Consider the following 18,003-nt stretch of genomic DNA (forward strand, 5'->3'; position numbering starts at 1 on the left):
ATACTTTGCATTTATTAAATGAGCAAACCAGTGAGCAATACCTCACACACATGCATAAAACGAGTACCGTCATCAAGCGATGGCTGGATGATAATAACGTATATTCAGGAGGAACGCCGCAACAAGTACAAGCGGCTAGTACCGTCCATATTAGCGAAAATGGGCGAGATATTGAGGCCATATTGGCAGATATACAAGCCAGTTTTTTGCCCGGTTGCGTGTCCACTGCGCATCGTCATTGTTTGGCACATTTGCATCCGCCCACTTTGCTGATTGGTCAAATGGCGGAAATGATCATTGCCGCGACTAATCAAAGCATGGACTCTTGGAATCAAAGCCCTGCAGCCACTTATATTGAAAAAGATTTGGTTGAGTGGCTGTGTCGGCGATGTCAATTTGATAAAGGGGTTGCGTCTCAAACCAGCGCGCAGACTGATAGCGAATACACTCGTCAGTCGGGTGGCATCTTTACCAGCGGCGGTACACAAAGCAATCTGATGGGTTTATTGCTGGCGCGCAATAAATTTTATGCAGCCAAAGGAATTGACGTACAAAAACAAGGAATGATGGGTCAACCCCGTGGCACCATCTTATGCTCAGACCAAGCGCACTTTTCTATCGAAAAAAACGCGGCCTTACTAGGGCTTGGCGTACAGTGTGTTGAAAAGGTAGACACCGATTCAAATGGCGCTATGCTCACATCGCATCTACAGCAGAGAATAGAAGAGATCGGCGTAGACAATGTGATGGCAGTGGTAGCAACCGCTGGCACGACGGATTTGGGCGCTATTGATGACTTAACAGGCATCGCCAAGGTTTGTCGTACTGCTCAGATATGGCTGCATGTGGATGCGGCATGGGGCGGGGCTTTACTACTGTCTCAGCGCTATCGTCATCTCATTGATGGTATTCAAGAGGCAGATTCGATTACTTTGGATTTTCACAAGCATTTCTTTTTGCCTATCAGTTGTGGCGCTTTTTTATTACGCGATCAACAAAATTTTGAGAGCATTCGTCACCATAGCGAGTACCTCAATTCTTCTGATGATGAAAAAGACAATATCCCTAATTTGGTCACTTATTCTCTGCAAACCACCCGTCGATTCGATGCGCTAAAGCTGTGGATGGCGCTTGATTTATTAGGAACTGATGATTACGGCGCACTGATTGATGCCTGTCTTGATATTGCCAGACAAGCGGCAGAGTTGATTGAAGATCACACCGATTTTGTGTTAATGCACCAGCCTATTATTAGCAGTGTTTTATTTTACTTTAAACCAAAAAACACCGCGTTATCTGACAAGCAACTGTCTCAATTGAATCGCCAAATTGCCCAAGACTTATTGATTAATAATATTGCTAATGTGGCGACCACTCAATTGGGTCAGCAACTTTGCCTAAAATTCACTATTTTAAACCCTAATACCCAAGCCAGCGATATCAATGCCATCCTTGAACAGGTGGCTGTCGCTGGCTTTGATCGACTCAAGGTTTCTGAAGGACAACACGATGATGCAACATAAAACGCTTGATCGCTTGACGCTACAAAATTTAGTGAATGCTTATAGTTATGAGACAGGGCGGGGCAAAATTATACAGATAGACGAGCAGAATGCGCTGCAACAGCAAATCTCACAAAATAAGCCTATTTTGCTATTGAACCTTGCACCGCACAATACGGTTATGGCTGTCCCTGTGGATAGAGTCAGCCAATTGGGTCAGCACCGTTTTGCTGATACGCCCTCTGTATTAAGTGCAGCCTCATTAAATGAGCATCAGCATGAACATCAGTGGCTGAAACCTTCTGCCATGAGTCTAGCGTCTTTTATTATTGAAGATATCGTCCATCAACATAAAGATGACGTCACGCTAGATGGCAATGGGGTGCTTAAGCGCTGGCTTGAGAGTTATGAAGGGCTACAGATTATTTTAGAGCATCGTAATGATGAGATTGATGACATTGTTGATGACAAGCAGGATTTTATTCAAACTGAGCAAAGTCTGATTTATGGACATGCGATGCATCCAACACCCAAAGGTCGAGCAGGTTTTTATGGTGCTGAATGGGCAAAGTATGCGCCCGAGACCAACAGCAAAACCCAGCTGAATTATTGGCTGGTACATTCGGACTATATTATTGAAGAGTTCGTTGATGGCGATAGCATCACAGCAGAGCTAAAGGAAAAGCTAGTGGCTGATATGAGCGATTATCAGCAACAATTGATAGCGCAAAACCCTGAGCATAAATTGTTGCCACTACATCCTTGGCAAGCGACATTTTTGCAGCAACAACCATGGTATCAGCAGCTCGTGGAGAGCGGTCAGCTTTTTGATTTGGGTGCACTTGGATGGTATTTGCATCCGACGACATCGGTGCGCACGCTTGCAGCATTTGACGCCCCTTGGATGTTTAAACTGTCATTATCTGTGGCGATTACCAATTCTGTGCGTATCAATTTGCCCAAAGAATGTAAGCGCGGTATGCATGCTTGCCGGATATGGCGTAGCGACTATGGTACGCAGTTGGGTACTGAATACCCTACGATCGCGGTACTGAATGATCCCGCTTGGATTGCCTTACGGATCAACGGCAAAATCATCGATGAGACCATCTGCATCCTACGTGATAATCCTTTTACTCAATCAATGCAAGTCACCAATTTGGCAAGTTTAAGCCAAGATCATCCCACCCGTCTCACCAACCGCTTGGCGACTTTATTTCAATCTATTCATCAGTGTACCAATCAGCCTTTGGACAAGGTTGCTACTGAATGGTTCGATACCTACTTACAAGTGGGTTTTATACCGCTTATTCATCTGTATTATCAGCACGGTATTGGGTTTGAGGTGCATCAACAAAATAGCTTGATAGAGCTAAAAGATGGTTATCCTGCCAAATTTTGGGCGAGGGACAATCAAGGATTTGGTTATATTGCTGAATATGCCATGCCACTTATTGATGCGTATCCCGAGCTTATCAGTGAAGGTGAGTGCGTCATTCCAGAAGATTTTGCCGATTCACGCGTGGCTTATTACTTAGTGGGCAATACGATCTTTGGTCTTATTACAGCGATTGCTCGCACGCAGCTTGTCAGTGAAACGGCTTTATTAGCAACGTTTCGAGACTGTCTCGTCATGCTAGAAAAACAGTATCCACACCGCTCTTTATTCGATCTATTGCTACGCAGTCCTACATTACCGTTCAAAGGCAATCTGCTCACCAGACTTCATGCTTTAGATGAGTTGACCGCGCCTGTGGAAACCCAGTCTATTTATGTAGACATTGCGAATCCTATGAGCGCTTAGGGTAAAGCAGAAAATCATCGATATATATCTAAGTGATAAGTAAGGAATCAATGTGTTAGATCTTCTCGGTATTGGTTTGGGACCATTTAATCTTAGTCTGGCTGCATTATTGGGCAAAACAGATGTCAAGGCCAAATTCTTTGAGCAAAAGGCGGATTTCAATTGGCACAAAGGCATGATTTTACCGCACACCACGCTGCAAGTGCCCTTTATGGCGGATTTGGTGACATTGATAGACCCGACCAGTCCCTATTCATTTTTAAACTATCTGCATACACAGCATCGATTGCTTAAGTTTTATTTTTTAGAGGACTTTAAGATTTATCGCAAAGAGTACAATCATTACTGTCAATGGGTTGCAGGTCAGCTTGATAGCTTAGCTTTTGATGCCCAAGTGATCAACGTGGCTTTTAACGAAAATAGTGATGGCTCAAATGCTGACACACACAATGGGTTTATCGTCACGGTCAAAGAGCAAGGCGAGCAAAAAACGTACTATGCCAAAAACCTAGTCATAGGGACAGGCACGCAACCGACGCTGCCAGCTACGCTGAAAATGATTGCCGATCAAGCACCTGAGCGCTGTATGCACACCGCGCATTTTGCTAATCATTTCGATTTTGAGGCTATTAAATCAAGAAATAACAAAACAAGGAACCATGAGATAGAAGGCGGTAAAGCAGACGATAGTCTGACCAAAATAGTGGTATTGGGGTCTGGGCAATCATCGGCTGAGGTATATCGCGAGTTGTTCGATCAGCAATTTGATGCTGATAATGAGCCAATGTTTCAGTTGGATTGGATAACCCGCTCAGCTGGCTTCTTCCCGATGGAATATTCGCCGTTAGGTTTGGAGCATTTTAGCCCTGCCTATACCGATTATTTTTATCAATTGGACGTCGCCACCAAAGCAAAAGTCGCGCCCAAGCAGGACCTGCTTTACAAAGGCATGGGGGTTGAGATTATCCGCGATATCTATCATAAGCTTTATGAGCGCAGTATCAGCAATCAAGCATTGTACACGACGCTATTGTCCAACTGCGGCGTGGTTGCGGCGACGCTTGATGATGCTGATAATACATTAAAAGTGACGTTTGAGCAGCGTGAACAGAATCAAACGTTTACGGCAGATTACGACTGTGTCATCGCGGGTACGGGCTATCGTCATGCGTTGCCTGCTTGCTTAAACACACTGCTGCACGCAATCGAACATGATGAATTTGGACAACCAAAGATTGATCGACATTATGCCTTGGTTTATCAAAGTCATGATGATAAGGGCGGCAAAGTGTTTGTACAAAATCAAGAAATTCATACTCATGGCGTTGGTACACCCGATTTAGGATTGGGTGCTTATCGAGCAGGGCAGATTATCAATCAATTAATGGGCACGGCAGTTTATGACACCGATGCTTTAGCAGTATTTCAAAGCTTTGGCGCGTCATCTTAACGTTTATTGGAAGTAAGACATATTGAAAGTAATACATGTTGGAATTAACACACAATATAAAATAAGGAACTATCAATGCCAACGACCACAAAAAATCTGCCAGATACTTTTAGCGTAGAGGCGTATCAAAAGACATTTGCATTAAGATCGGTCAAGTATCCCGAGGACATGCCGTTGCTTTATAAATGGATGCACGCGGAACATGTCGTCGAGCAATGGCAACTGCATTTGCCTATGCCACAGCTTCGAGTACACTTTGAAAAAATGCTGGCCGATGACCATCAGCGTCTCTATATTATACTTTGCGAAGACGTTCCTATTGGTTACACGGAGATTTATGAAACGGCTCGTGATCGCCTGTCTCACTATTATAAAGCCAAAGAAAATGACATGGGTTGGCATATTTTGTTGGGTGATCCTGCCGTCGTTGGCAAAGGCTATCTGAAACCGACAGGGATGATGATCAGTAAATTTATATTTGAGCATACCGATGCCAAAAAAATAGTGGTCGAGCCTGATAGCAAGGTTGAGGTTTATAAATGGGTGGCTGATAGTTTTGCCTATCATATACAACGGCTCATCGATATGCCTGAAAAAAAAGCATCGCTTTATTTTTGCAATCGTGATGAGTTTTTTGAATCGAGAGGCTATCTCAACTTTTATGGTGCCGCTATTTAATGAATAGAATTTTTTATGGTCACAAGGCCAACTACTTCCTAGAGGTTTTGGCGGTACGACGATGCTGGCAAGGCATGATTTGCCAATGGTTTAAATAATGCCTTCACTTGATAGCAGTCACAGACTGACCCAAAAGCAAGTGCGTCAGGTGTTATTGACATTGTTGCTTGGTGGTACGGTCGTCAGCTTTAGCAATAGCGCTCTCAATCCTGCTATTCCGGTATTCATGTCGGTATTCGACGTCGATATTGTGATGGGCGGCTGGGTATTGAATGCGTATGTGCTGTCTATGAGCGTCGGGCTTATGCTCAGCGGTTATTTGCATAAAAGGTTTGCCTTTAAGCTGGTCTATTTGACCGCGATCATAGGGTTTATGGTGGGTTCGGTGCTTGGTATGTCTGCGCCCTCCATGACGATAGTAATCGTCGCTCGTGCTATACAGGGCATTAGTGGTGGTCTAACTATCCCGCTGTCTATTGGCATGCTCTACCAGATTTATCCGCCGCATAGACACGGTAGAGTGATGGCGCTATGGGGCATTGTTATTATGATGTCACTAGCGTTTGGCCCACTGATAGGGGCTTATTTGGTGGAGCAATTTGCGTGGTGGACATTATTTGCAGCCACTATACCGCTAAGTGCGTTGGTCTTGGTTATGGTGTGGTTGTTCTTGCCTGACATGCGCGCGCCCAAAACAGACAGCTCTTTTGATGTCATTGGTTTTGTCAGCTTGCTCGTTTGGCTGCTAGCTTTGATGACATGGCTCAGTACGCTTAAGACAGATTTTCAGGCCAGCTTTGCTAGTGTGATTGAGACAGGTTTATTGGCTGTCGTGTTTTTACTATCCTTTTTGGGTTGGTGGATATATGAGCGCCGTCAGAGTCATCCGCTATTGAACGTGCGCTTGTTTAATAATCAGGTGTATTTGCACAGTACGATTATCAGTGTGACGCAGACACTGGGTCTGATGGTGTGTCTGTTGTTATTGCCAATCTTAATCCAAGAAGTCATGGGCGAGAGTGCATTATGGACAGGCGTTATTTTGATGACTGCGACGCTTATGTCTAGTATCACGACCCATTTTGCAGGCAAGCGCGTCGATAGGTATGGTGCTAGAGGCATCGGGATTTTGGGCATTATCGTCAGCGCGTCGTCTATGCTGATGCTGGCGTGGTGTTTGTATCAGCCAACGCTTTGGTTGCTGATCGTTGTGATGAGTGTACAAGGTGTGGGAGTGGGGCTGGCATATCTGCCTACGACCACGGTCGGTTTTAGCAGCTTGGCGAAAGAGCTGGTCACTGAAGGCGCGGCGCTCAATAACATCAGTCGCCGAATTGTTTCTAGCATTTTTATCACGTTGGTTACGGTCTACGTGGCAGGGCGCGGGGCGCAATTATTAAGCGCTGGTAGTACGCAAAGCATTGGTGCTGCTATCCAAGAAATTTTTGTCATGCTGGCTGTGATTTTGTTTTTGACGGTTTTTTCGGCGCGGCAATTACCAAAAGCCACCTGAGTTATTTATAGTCTATGCACGCTGTCATACCAATCAGCTCAAGGCATTATTTTAGCTGGTAAACGTAATTAATTCTCATTCGCTTTTATATGAATTCAATAGTACTGATTTAACCCAAACACTTATTTTTTAGTTTTTAGAAAGGACATTGTTACATGCAAAATAATCGAGAAAATGATGCAACAAGTAGTCGAACGATTGATGTAACTGCGCCTTGGCAAGCGCCGATTGACCATCGAGCCATGCAGCGTGCAGAGCAGCGGGTCATCAAACAACTATTACAAGCATTACTGTACGAAAACATTATTGATTTTGAGTATGCGAGTGCAGAATCAAGCAGTGATAAAGCGCTCTTGGATTTTACGATAAAAGCTACTGATACTATCAGTTACTGTGCTCAAGGTCATATTCATTATAGCTTTGATATTATCCGTTTTAATAGCCTTAACGTACAGCGTAGCGTTGATGGCAATATGTACGATGCCAAGCTTGAGAATGTCATTAGCGATATTTTGTTAAAAATAGAAGATGCCACATTAAAGGATAGCTTTATCAAAGAGCTGCGCCATACTTTAATCAATGAAATTCAATCTCAACAACTCTCACCAAATGCACCAACGCCCATTGACATGCTCACCTACGAGCAACTCGAAGGTTATTTGATGGCGGGGCATCCATATCATCCGTGTTTTAAGTCGCGTATTGGCTTTGATTTACAAGACAATTATGACTATGGGCCGGAGTTTGATCAAAATATCGAAGTGGTCTGGTTGGCGGTAAAAAAAGATCTGCTGGTCAGTAATACAGATTTTGATAGCAATCTCGACATGACGCTTAACGATTGGATTGAAAACTATGTGGATGCGGATAAGTTTGCCAAATTAACGGATAAGCTGAAACACGTACTTGTGACGACGAGCGAGCAGAATGGATATCAGATAAATGAAAGCGAAACGGTCAATACTTATGCATTCATCCCAGCGCATCCTTGGCAGTGGCAAAATACGTTAATCTTTGCCTTGCAGCCACTTATTGACACGCAAGAAGTGGTTTATTTAGGTAGTGCAGGCAACCAATATCGTTCGCAGCAATCGATTCGCTCTTTGTCTATGTTACAAGACGACAAGGCTTATCTAAAACTCAGTATGCATCTGATGAATACCTCCAGCACTCGTATCTTAGCCAAGCATACGGTGATGAACGCCGCGATTGTGACGAAGTGGCTCAATCAGTTAGTGGCAGAAGATGCGGTAGCGCACGCGTTGCAAATTGCCTTTTTGGGCGAGACAGTGGGCGTCAGTTTGGATCATGAGGTGTTACAACAACGTGGCTATCAGCATTCGGATATTTATGGCGGACTTGGGGCTATTTGGCGTGAAAACGTGAGCCAGTATTTATCGATCAATCAAAAAGCCTTTCCGTTAAATGGTGTCAGTTATATCAATACAGATGGCTCTAGACTCATTGACCCTTGGATTGATAAGTACAGTGTAGAGGGTTGGACTGCCCAACTGATCAGAGTCACTGTCGCCCCGATATTGCACCTGTTGTTTGGTCACGGTATTGCTTTGGAGTGTCATGCGCAAAATATCGTTTTGGTACACGAAGCAGGCTTTCCTATCAAAGTATTATTAAAAGACTTGCATGATGGTGTTCGTTATTCTCCCAAGCATCTGACCCGCCAAGATTTGATTCCCAATTTCCATAGCCTACCTGCGGCCCATGCAGCGTTGAATCGTGGCTCTTTTATCGAAACCGACGATACCGATGGTATTCGGGATATGACGGTCGCTTGCTTATTTTTTGTGGCGTTTGCGGACATTGCTATTTTTATGCAAACCCATTATCACTACCCCGAGGCTGAGTTTTGGCAACAGGTTGCTGATTGTGTGACAGAGTATCAGGCTCATCATCCGGAGCATGCGGCAAGGTTTGAGTTGTTCGATGTATTTGCCAAGCAAACGCGTATTGAGTCTTTGGCTAAGCGCAGACTGTTCGGCGATCAGGTATTTCCGATCAAATATATCAATAACCCATTAGCCAAAAGCCGAGTATAGACACCATGTTAAGTGAAAATGCGATGTCAAATACAAATGCGATGTTGAGTACAAATGCCGTGCTAAATACACATAAGACGCCCACTTTATTTCCAGTGCAAAACCATTATTCAAATAATCAGCCCGACATGGTATCGATACAAAGCTCATTGATAACTTATCTAGTCGAGTGCGCCTTGATTGAGCAGTGGATAGAAGAGCCTCTCATTGAAGTGACAACGACGACTGACTATCTGGCAAGTCAACCGTTGCAGCAGCATTTGGCCTCACTACCAAGCGTTTATCAAGCGTTTTTGGCTCAACCCAATCCGCTATTGGTGATCCAAACGAGCAAGGACAGTCGGTTACTATTATTGGTAGAGTCAGGCTATGCCGCGCCATGGCGATTGCATAAATTTTGTTTGCCCATCTTACATCGTCTACAAAGCGACCATGGCTCCAACATTCATAGCGCCGGTAGTGGTTCGTTACAACGGCTAGAGACAGTAGAGACGCTGCTAGATATTTTACTGTCTGCAATGGATCGCTCTTTACTTAGCGACACAGGTATCGCCAAACTAAAAGAGAGCTTGCAAGCGGCTTTGGTTGCTAAAGAGCACTCTGCCAATAGTGATATCACCATGACTGTTTATAATCAACCGCACTGGTATCAGACCCTGATTGCTGGCGAGCAATGGGCATCATTGATGGATCGTCCTTTTCATCCGCTAGCGAAGGGTAAGCTTGGCTTTACGGCAATAGAGTACCAACGTTACATGGCAGAGTTTAATCAGCCTATTAACTTGGCTTGGGTAGCGGTTGCAAAAAGTCACATCATGGCGGCGGATCACGTAAAGGACATTAACCGACAAAACCCAGCAGTTTATTTATTAGATAAGGTGCAGCAGCAGCGATTGGCAGAGGAGATGCAAGGCCACAAGCTGATAGACACTCATGTGGCGATACCTGTTCATCCTTGGCAGATGACTCACGTCATTGACGACAACTATATTGATAATGGCCATATTGATAATAGCCGTGTTGATAATAGCTGTGTTGACAATAGCTGTGTTGACAATAGCTGTGTTGACAATAGCTATGCGAATGATTTTGCCAATGGCACGCTAGTCAAATTAACATTTAATGCGCCAATCACTTATGCCAGTGCCTCGATGCGCAGTATGTTATTGAATACTGATACGCCGCACAGCATCAAGCTACCAATGGGCGTATATGCCTTAAATTCTAAACGTTACTTGCCAGCACTTAAGCTGATCAATGGCGAAAAAAACCAAGCAATTTTGATGCAGGCAAGACAGATCGATAATGTCTTGTCAGCAACATTACGGCTATGGGATGAGCGCCTTTGGTGGGGCTATATGTCACCAACGCATTTGCAAGATAAAAGCGCAACCAATCCCTATTTTTATCAAGAAAAACCCACACATTTAGGCGCGATGCTCAGGAGTTTGCCAGCTGATTTGTGTGATGAGCAAGTGCGCATGCTACCCATGGCAAGTCTAGGAATGTTGGTACATAAAAACGGTGTCAGTCATCACCTCTTTGATGAAATCATTCAAGCAAAGCAATCAGTCAATCAAGCAGCACCCATGGAAACAGAGCAAATACAGGGTGCTGCTATCGAATGTTTCAAAAACCTGTGTGAGGTGTTTTTGGGTACGATGCTGCGCTGCTTGCGTTTGGGACTTGCGCCAGAGATGCATGGACAGAACATCGTAATGGTCATAAAAAACCATCATTTTACCAGTCTGTTGCTCCGTGACCATGATTCGTTACGTATTCATTTGCCATGGCTGGCGCGTCATCAGATAGCAGATCCTGAATATTTGAGCCCGCCCAATTTTAAAAACCGGCTGTACCGAGAGACGCCGCAAGCGCTGATGTTTTATTTACAGTCGCTAGGAATATTGGTCAATATTCGCGCCATCATCGAAGCGCTATCGGAGCATTATAATCTTAGTGAACCGGTGTTATGGCGTGCGGCAATGAACAGTATAGAGCATGCATTGGTAGAGATTGATTTTGATGCCGATCAATCTCAGTTCATCCGCGAGCAGCTACTGACCAATCCACACTATCCGCATAAAACACTGCTGTTGCCAGTCATCGAGCGCGGCGACGATCCCCATGGCAGTATGCCTGCAGGGGAGAGTATAACCACCAATCCTTTTTTCAAGTTAAAAAACAGCTAAGCGAAGCTGAGCGTCAATTCAGTACGTACCGACTTTAGCTATGTTTTAAAACTTGACACGAAATAATATTGAGACAAGAAAAAATGGACAAAATCGATAGTCATACGCTGATAGAAAGTTATAAAGAAATGTCCACCTCCACGATTGGTCATTTGACCGAGTTAGGGTATTTGCCAGACATTAAAGCACTATATCCGTGTGCGCATACCATCGTTGGAAAAATCATAACAGTCAGTTTGAAATCCGATAATACAGACGTCATCAATCAAGCGTTGATTCAAGCGCAGCCTAACGACGTCTTGTGTATTGATGCACAAGTCTTAGGAATCAAAGCTTGTTGGGGAGCCTTACGTACCTGCGCGGCTATTTATGAAAAACTTGCCGGCGTTATTGTCCTTGGGCAAGTGACCGATTCGCTACAGATTCAACAATTGGGTTTTCCTATATTTGGCCAAGGCGTGAGCGCGGTTACTACTTATAAAAGTGGTCAGATACAAGGCGTATTGGCGTCTGATATTGATTATCGCTTTGAGGCGCAAAGTACACTTATCCGCTCAGGTGACATTGCTATCATGGATAATGATGGCGTGTTCGTATTGCCACTCGATTTGGCACAGCAATTACTACCGGAGTGCAAAAGCAAACATCAACAAGATGAGATGAAATTCCAACTATTTTTTGACGCTTATAAAAACAATCAGCTGGATTTGTTATTTAAGAATAATTAGGGCTAAAATTTAAAATAAACCAAATGATTCAATCACTTGTTAAGTATATGTGTCACCACAGAATAAATTGATAGATGCGCCGCGGCTGTATGGTCTAAATAGTAGGCCTACAGATTTGTAATTAATTATGGAAATGTTAATAATTATCATTTACAATACCGTTCACAAACTTAGTACAATCTGCAGGACAAGCTAAACATAACTTAAATTCCTATCAATTTATTCAGCTAATAAGCGAAATGATAATGAAAAGCCACCATCAACTTGCTCTATCCCTTCTTACATTATGTATTAGCCAGCAGTTATATGCACAAACTGATATCGACGCGTCAACGACAGATACCGTTGAAAATTCGGCTACTAGTGATGCGCCAAGCGTGACTTTGGATACCATTACCGTCACTGCGCGTGCCAAGACAGGTACGGCACTGGCACAAAAGATTAGCGAGATGCCAGCAGTCACACAAGTGATTGGTGAAAAAGATATTCAAGCTCAGGCCACAGGCAGCCGTACGGTAGGCGATATTTTGGCACAGCTCATTCCGAGTCTAGGTGCCAGTAGTGGCTCTACCAGTAATTATGGTACGACGATGCGTGGTCGCCCTGTACAGTATTTACTCAACGGTGTGCCTTTATCAGGATCACGCAGCTTATCGCGTGAGCTAAATAGCATTGATCCAGAGCAGCTTGAGCGGGTAGAAGTACTTTCTGGTGCGACCAGTATTTATGGGTCTGGTGCAGCAGGTGGTCTTATTAACCTAGTGACTAAGTCAGCAGCAGGCGCGGGTTTTACAGGTCAAACTCGAGTAGGTATGGATAGCAGTCGTGAGTTTGAATCAGACTCATTGGGTTATCATGTGGGACAGAGCTTGGGTTATGGTGGCGAGCGCGTCTACGGCCGTTTAGACGTGGATTATGAGAATAGAGGCGGCAAGTTCGATAGCCGTGGTGATCGTATCGGTCCAGACGTCAATCAAACCGATCAGCAAGATACTGAATCGTTAAGTGTTAACGCCAATTTAGGCATGGACATCGATGACAGCCAAAGCCTAAATCTTGCCATGACTTATTATAATGATGAGCAAGATACCGATTACGGCCCAGATTATGGCAAAAACTTACAAGTATTATTAGATCCTACTAAGGCGCCTGCCTCTTTAAAAGCGATCGATGGTGCTCGTATCGAAAAACAACCTTTCACCACCAAAAAATCGGTGAATCTCAATTATAACAACGACGATGTTGCTGGCTCTAATCTAAGCATTACCGGTTACTATAGTGATGAAAAAGGACGTTTTTATCCTTCTGCCAAAACTGCTACGAAACAAGCTGAAGAAATATGGCGAGCAAATGGTCTGACCGATAAAGGCACATTGGATAAGGTGTTAGCGGCAGCTAATTTTGTGATGCAATCAGAAGCAGATATTGACATAATGGGTCTACGTGCAGCGATGCAAACGGACACCGAGTTTGGCGGCAAACAGACACTATTGAGCTATGGTGCTGACTTTGAGCGTGAAAACAGTGAGCAGACCTACTATGGCCAAGACTTAGACCAGTTCATCGCCAGTAATGGTCTGATCTCAAAGGCTAATGGTACGACTTATAATGGCGGGCCAGACACGACGATTGATAAACTTGGTGCATTTATCAATGCCGATATAGATATGACAGATAAATGGCATGCCAGCGCTGGCGTACGCTATCAAAAGCTCAAATCAAAAACTGATGGCTTTATTCCTATTTATGAGCAGCTGTTAGAGGAGTATTTTAATGACCCTCGTATCAGTGGTGTCAGTAATGCGTTCGGTATTGACTATCAAGCAGGTGAAGTAAAAAAAGGCAAAACCGATCACGACAAAACATTGTTTAATCTCGGTAGCAGTTATCAGCTGACACCAAATGATCAAATATTTGCCAATTTCTCACAAGGTTTTACCACCGCTGACATACAGCGTGCGCTGCGTGATGTACGAGCAGGTTTTGTGGTCAATTCGGACAATGTGCAGCCCATTGCGATTAATAACTACGATCTGGGTTGGGAAGGTAAGCGCGGCGATACTTCAGCCAGAGTGAGTACTTTTTATAACACTTCAGACAAAACGGTACGTTTTACCAATGACTATACGGTAGAAGTGGTGGATACTGACGAGCGAGTTTATGGCGTAGAGGGATCACTGACCCAAGATATCAGTGATAGCTGGCAAGTCGGCGGTAGTTTGGCTTACACTCGTGGTCAATATAAGAAAGACGGCGATTGGCTTGAGCTGGATGCGGTACGTTTGACCCCGCTTAAAGGCACGGCGTTTGCGCAATATAACTTTGATGAAGGCAGTAACATACGTCTGCAAGCATTGGCGATTGGTGGCGATGATAGAGCGTTCAAAGATCAGCAAAGCGATCCTGATGCTAGTGCGCAACCAGTCACCGGTTATATGACTTTAGATGTATTGGGTCAAGTAAAAATGCCTGTCGGCCGTGTCGGTTATGGGGTTTATAATGTGCTCAATAAAGATTATCAAACCGTCTATCATCAAACCACGTTTGGCGACTTGAACCGTCTACCTGCGACAGGTACTACGTATGGCCTAAGTTATACCGTTGATTATTAAGAGATAGAGTAACGCCTGACCTCATAAACTAATAACCCCCGATACTCTAAGACTGAGACCATGACTGGATTTCAATCTTAGAGTATCGGGGGTGTTTTTTTGTATTAAAGGTCATATTATTTTTCTTATCTTAAATAATATGACGCCTCAAAACACAGCTCAAACGAGTGACGCAATTACCGTCATCATTCCTTCGTCCGTACCATATCTAGAATCAACGCTTTTAATAAACTGATCGCCATCAAGATAATGATAAATGAGAATGGTATGGCTGCCACGAGCATGGCTGAGGTAATCGCATTTAATCCGCCAGCGAGTAATAATGCCGCAATGACCGACGTTAAGGCAATTCCCCACACGATGATATGTTTTGAGCCATTTTCGACTTGCACTTCACCCGCAGCATTCAGCATATTAACGACCAAGAGTGCAGAATCAGCAGAAGTCACCAAATACGTTAATAGTAATACCACTACCATTGCCGATAACATTTTTGCCATGACAGGATCTAGCATAAAGCCAATAATTTCAAACAGCTGAGACGTTAATCCTGAGTCAAATATCTTGCCAGCAGCGATACCGCTCAACTCTAAATCGATGCCAGAGCCTCCAATAAAAGAGAACCAGATAAATAAAGTAAGGCTGGGAGCGACAATACCAATCAAGCCAAATTCACGAATGGTACGATTTTTGGAAATACGCGCTAAGAACATTCCAACAAACGGCGCAAAGGCAATCCACCATGCCCAATAAAAAATCGACCAACTGGTTTGCCAGCTGCCCAGCTCGGTATTGGGATCCCAGACGGTAAAAACCATGGCTGGCAGGTGTACAACATAGCTCAAAATACCTTTACCAAGCATCTCTAAGGCAAACATCGTTGCCCCAAAAATCAAGAAAAAGGCTAAGAGTAAAAAGGACAGTACCATATTAATGTTACTTAGCCATTTTACCCCGCGTCCAACACCAGATAATGCAGACGTTACAGACAGACACATAACCACAAACAGTGAGAGTAATAGGGCTCCTGTGGTTGGCTCAGGATTCACCGCATCAGTCACTAACCAGCTGATACCTGTAATGCTATACAAGCCTGAAGCAAAAGAGCTCAAGCCAATACCAATCGTTTGAGCAATACCAAATATAGTCGCAATGACCGCAGAGATATCAATGATATTTCCCAACGGCCCCTCTAAATGCTTGCCAAATAAAGGAGTGAGCGCCGAACGCATGGTGAGTGGTAAACCACGAGAATAAGCAAAAAAGGCCAAGCAGATACCAACCAAAGAATACGTTGCCCACGCACTGATACCCCAGTGGAAAAACGAATAGCGGAACGCCGCGTCCAACGCTTCTTGGCTCTTGGGTAGGACGACACCATCAATGGCTGTCAAGGTATTGGCTGCAACTTGGTTCTGATAGAAGGAAAATACATCAGCGCCTGCTGGCAGCGCTATACCACTGCTGTTCATTGATGACAAAATTATTTCTTTTGACATAATGATATCGGGGTTGTTTGCCAAATGCCAAAGTGGTTCGGCGGCACTATAGGTTAAGACACCAATGCCAATTCCTGCCCCAAAAATCATCGAAAACCATGAAAAATTTGAAAATTCAGGTTTGCCATTTGGATCAGAGCCAAGTTTAATACGACCAAATGACGGCCATAAAATAACCGTCAAACAGACCAAGATATAAAAAGCAACGGAGTAGGTGTAATAGCCATTCAGGGTGGTATAAGACCAGTTCTTCATGGCATCGAGCATGGCACCAGAACGCTCGATATCGCTTAAAATCCAAATCACAAATAAGATTACTAAAATTTTCGATGTCACGGTGACAAAACGATTAAAACCTTTATAAAAACCTTTGTCGTGCGTTTTTATATTTAACTCTTTTAGGGGAGGACGGATAGCCATAGTTTTTTCCTTAAAACTTGATGTAGCTGACTACACTAGTTGGTTATCTCATGATAAAAGGATTAGCCATCGGCTCCGCCGAGATATTAATCCATGTCGTTTTTGTGCGAGTATATTGCAGTACAGATTCGCTACCCGCTTCTCGTCCATAACCGGATTGATTATAGCCACCAAACGGCGCGGTAGGAGAGATGGCACGGTAGGTATTGATCCAACAAACGCCTGACTTAATTTGCTTAGAAACGCGATGGGCGCGAGCCAGATTTTGGGTAAAGACCCCTGAACCCAAGCCATAAACACTATCGTTTGCCATCGCAATAGCTTCGTCTTCGGTATCAAACGCCACCAATGACATGACAGGGCCGAACATCTCAATAGTCTGCGTTTCGATGTCAGTATTTGGGCATTCTACGAGCGTTGGACAAAAGTAGTTGCCGTCAGATAAAGCCGCATCTGTAGGAGCATGACCACCAAAACGAATGGTCGCGCCTTGGGCGACAGATTTTGCTAGCGTGTCTTTAATACGCTCAACCTGCGCTTTGGTACATAAAGGGCCAACGTGAGTGTCAGGGTTAAGTGGATTGCCAATCACAATACCTTTGGCTTTTTCTGCCACCCGCTTGATGATTTCAGGCAAGATAGAACGATGAACAAAACCGCGAGATCCTGCAACGCAAGACTGTCCAGACGCACCAAAATTACCCGCAATCAAGCCATTGGCTGCACTTTCTAAATCTGCATCTTCAAAGACGATGATGGGTGATTTGCCGCCCAACTCTAAACTGGTGACCGCAAAGCTATTGGCAGAGTTTCTGACCACGTGACGCGCCGCTTCAGGCCCACCCGTAAAGGCAATCTTATCGATATCAGGATGACTGGTCAGCGGAATGGCGCAGTTTTCGGCATCGCCGGTAATGACAGAGACAACCCCTTTTGGAAACCCTGCTTGTTCGATGAGTTCAGCGAAAGCAAACATCGGACAAGGTGCGACTTCAGACGCTTTCAAGATAATAGTACAACCAGCGGCGAGCGCAGGCCCAAGCTTCGTTGACGTCAAGAACATCTGAGCATTCCATGGGACGACCGCAGCGACCACACCGATTGGTTCACGAGTGGTGAAGACGTGCATATCAGGCTTGTCAATCGGTAGCGTTGCGCCTTCTATTTTATCAGCAAGGCCTGCGTAATAACGATAATAGTCGCTGACATAGCGAGTTTGCGCCACGGTTTCGTGAGCCAATTTGCCACTGTCTGTCGTTTCGATTTTGCCCAGTTTTTCAGCATTTTCTTCTATCAATTCAGCCAAACGGTACAGTAACTTGCCGCGCTGAGTCGCCGTCATGTTTGCCCACTCAGGATTGTTAAGTGCCGCTTTTGCGCCGCTCACAGCGCGCTCAACATCTTCAGGGCTAGCACAGGCAAAAGTCGCCCATGCTTCGCCCGTTGCAGGATTATAGCTGTCTAGGCGTTGATTGTTGCTGCCTTCGCACCACTCACCGTTGATATAGAGCTGGTAATGAGGTTTGGTCATGATGATTCTCCAAATTT

The 18,003-nt window shown here is 44.4% G+C and carries 11 protein-coding genes; 9 read left to right on the forward strand and 2 right to left on the reverse strand.

Annotated features, from left to right (window positions below; translation table 11 throughout):
- Nucleotides 1-5 precede the first annotated feature (5 nt).
- The 9 genes from JMX48_RS05890 (at nt 6) to JMX48_RS05930 (ending at nt 14,536) form a co-directional block, all read left to right on the forward strand.
- Nucleotides 6-1,523 (forward strand): pyridoxal phosphate-dependent decarboxylase family protein, encoded by a 1,518-nt coding sequence (locus tag JMX48_RS05890; protein WP_201535455.1) that lies wholly within the window; start codon nt 6-8, stop codon nt 1,521-1,523.
- Complete coding sequence (locus JMX48_RS05895) at nt 1,510-3,306, forward strand: IucA/IucC family protein (protein WP_201535456.1); 1,797 nt, start codon at nt 1,510-1,512, stop codon at nt 3,304-3,306. The genes JMX48_RS05890 and JMX48_RS05895 overlap by 14 nt, the downstream gene beginning before the upstream one ends.
- A gap of 52 nt (nt 3,307-3,358) precedes the next feature.
- On the forward strand, nt 3,359-4,756 hold the full coding sequence (locus JMX48_RS05900; protein ID WP_201535459.1) for a lysine N(6)-hydroxylase/L-ornithine N(5)-oxygenase family protein: 1,398 nt from the start codon (nt 3,359-3,361) through the stop codon (nt 4,754-4,756).
- A 75-nt stretch (nt 4,757-4,831) separates the two neighbouring features.
- Nucleotides 4,832-5,434, forward strand: coding sequence for a GNAT family N-acetyltransferase (locus JMX48_RS05905; RefSeq protein ID WP_201535462.1), 603 nt, complete (start codon nt 4,832-4,834; stop codon nt 5,432-5,434).
- 97 nt (nt 5,435-5,531) lie between these two features.
- Nucleotides 5,532-6,947, forward strand: a complete 1,416-nt coding sequence (locus JMX48_RS05910; protein WP_201535465.1) for an MFS transporter — start codon at nt 5,532-5,534, stop codon at nt 6,945-6,947.
- 155 nt (nt 6,948-7,102) lie between these two features.
- The gene (locus tag JMX48_RS05915; RefSeq protein ID WP_201535468.1) at nt 7,103-9,004 is read left to right on the forward strand and encodes an IucA/IucC family protein; all 1,902 of its coding nucleotides are present in this window, start codon (nt 7,103-7,105) and stop codon (nt 9,002-9,004) included.
- A gap of 23 nt (nt 9,005-9,027) precedes the next feature.
- Nucleotides 9,028-11,196, forward strand: a complete 2,169-nt coding sequence (locus JMX48_RS05920; protein WP_201535471.1) for an IucA/IucC family protein — start codon at nt 9,028-9,030, stop codon at nt 11,194-11,196.
- Between the two features lie 83 nt (nt 11,197-11,279).
- On the forward strand, nt 11,280-11,924 hold the full coding sequence (locus JMX48_RS05925) for an RraA family protein (protein ID WP_201535474.1): 645 nt from the start codon (nt 11,280-11,282) through the stop codon (nt 11,922-11,924).
- A gap of 245 nt (nt 11,925-12,169) precedes the next feature.
- On the forward strand, nt 12,170-14,536 hold the full coding sequence (locus tag JMX48_RS05930; protein ID WP_201535477.1) for a TonB-dependent receptor: 2,367 nt from the start codon (nt 12,170-12,172) through the stop codon (nt 14,534-14,536).
- Nucleotides 14,537-14,721: 185 nt separating this feature from the next.
- On the opposite strand, the gene JMX48_RS05935 is transcribed toward JMX48_RS05930, so the two are convergent.
- Both JMX48_RS05935 and JMX48_RS05940 read right to left on the reverse strand, forming a co-directional pair.
- The gene (locus JMX48_RS05935) at nt 14,722-16,455 is read right to left on the reverse strand and encodes a BCCT family transporter (protein WP_201535480.1); all 1,734 of its coding nucleotides are present in this window, start codon (nt 16,453-16,455) and stop codon (nt 14,722-14,724) included.
- 43 nt (nt 16,456-16,498) lie between these two features.
- Nucleotides 16,499-17,986, reverse strand: coding sequence for an aldehyde dehydrogenase (locus JMX48_RS05940; RefSeq protein WP_201535483.1), 1,488 nt, complete (start codon nt 17,984-17,986; stop codon nt 16,499-16,501).
- Between the last annotated feature and the right edge of the window lie 17 nt (nt 17,987-18,003).

Origin of the sequence: Psychrobacter immobilis, assembly GCF_904846225.1 — a bacterium.
Taxonomy (GTDB): Bacteria; Pseudomonadota; Gammaproteobacteria; order Pseudomonadales; family Moraxellaceae; genus Psychrobacter; species Psychrobacter immobilis_F.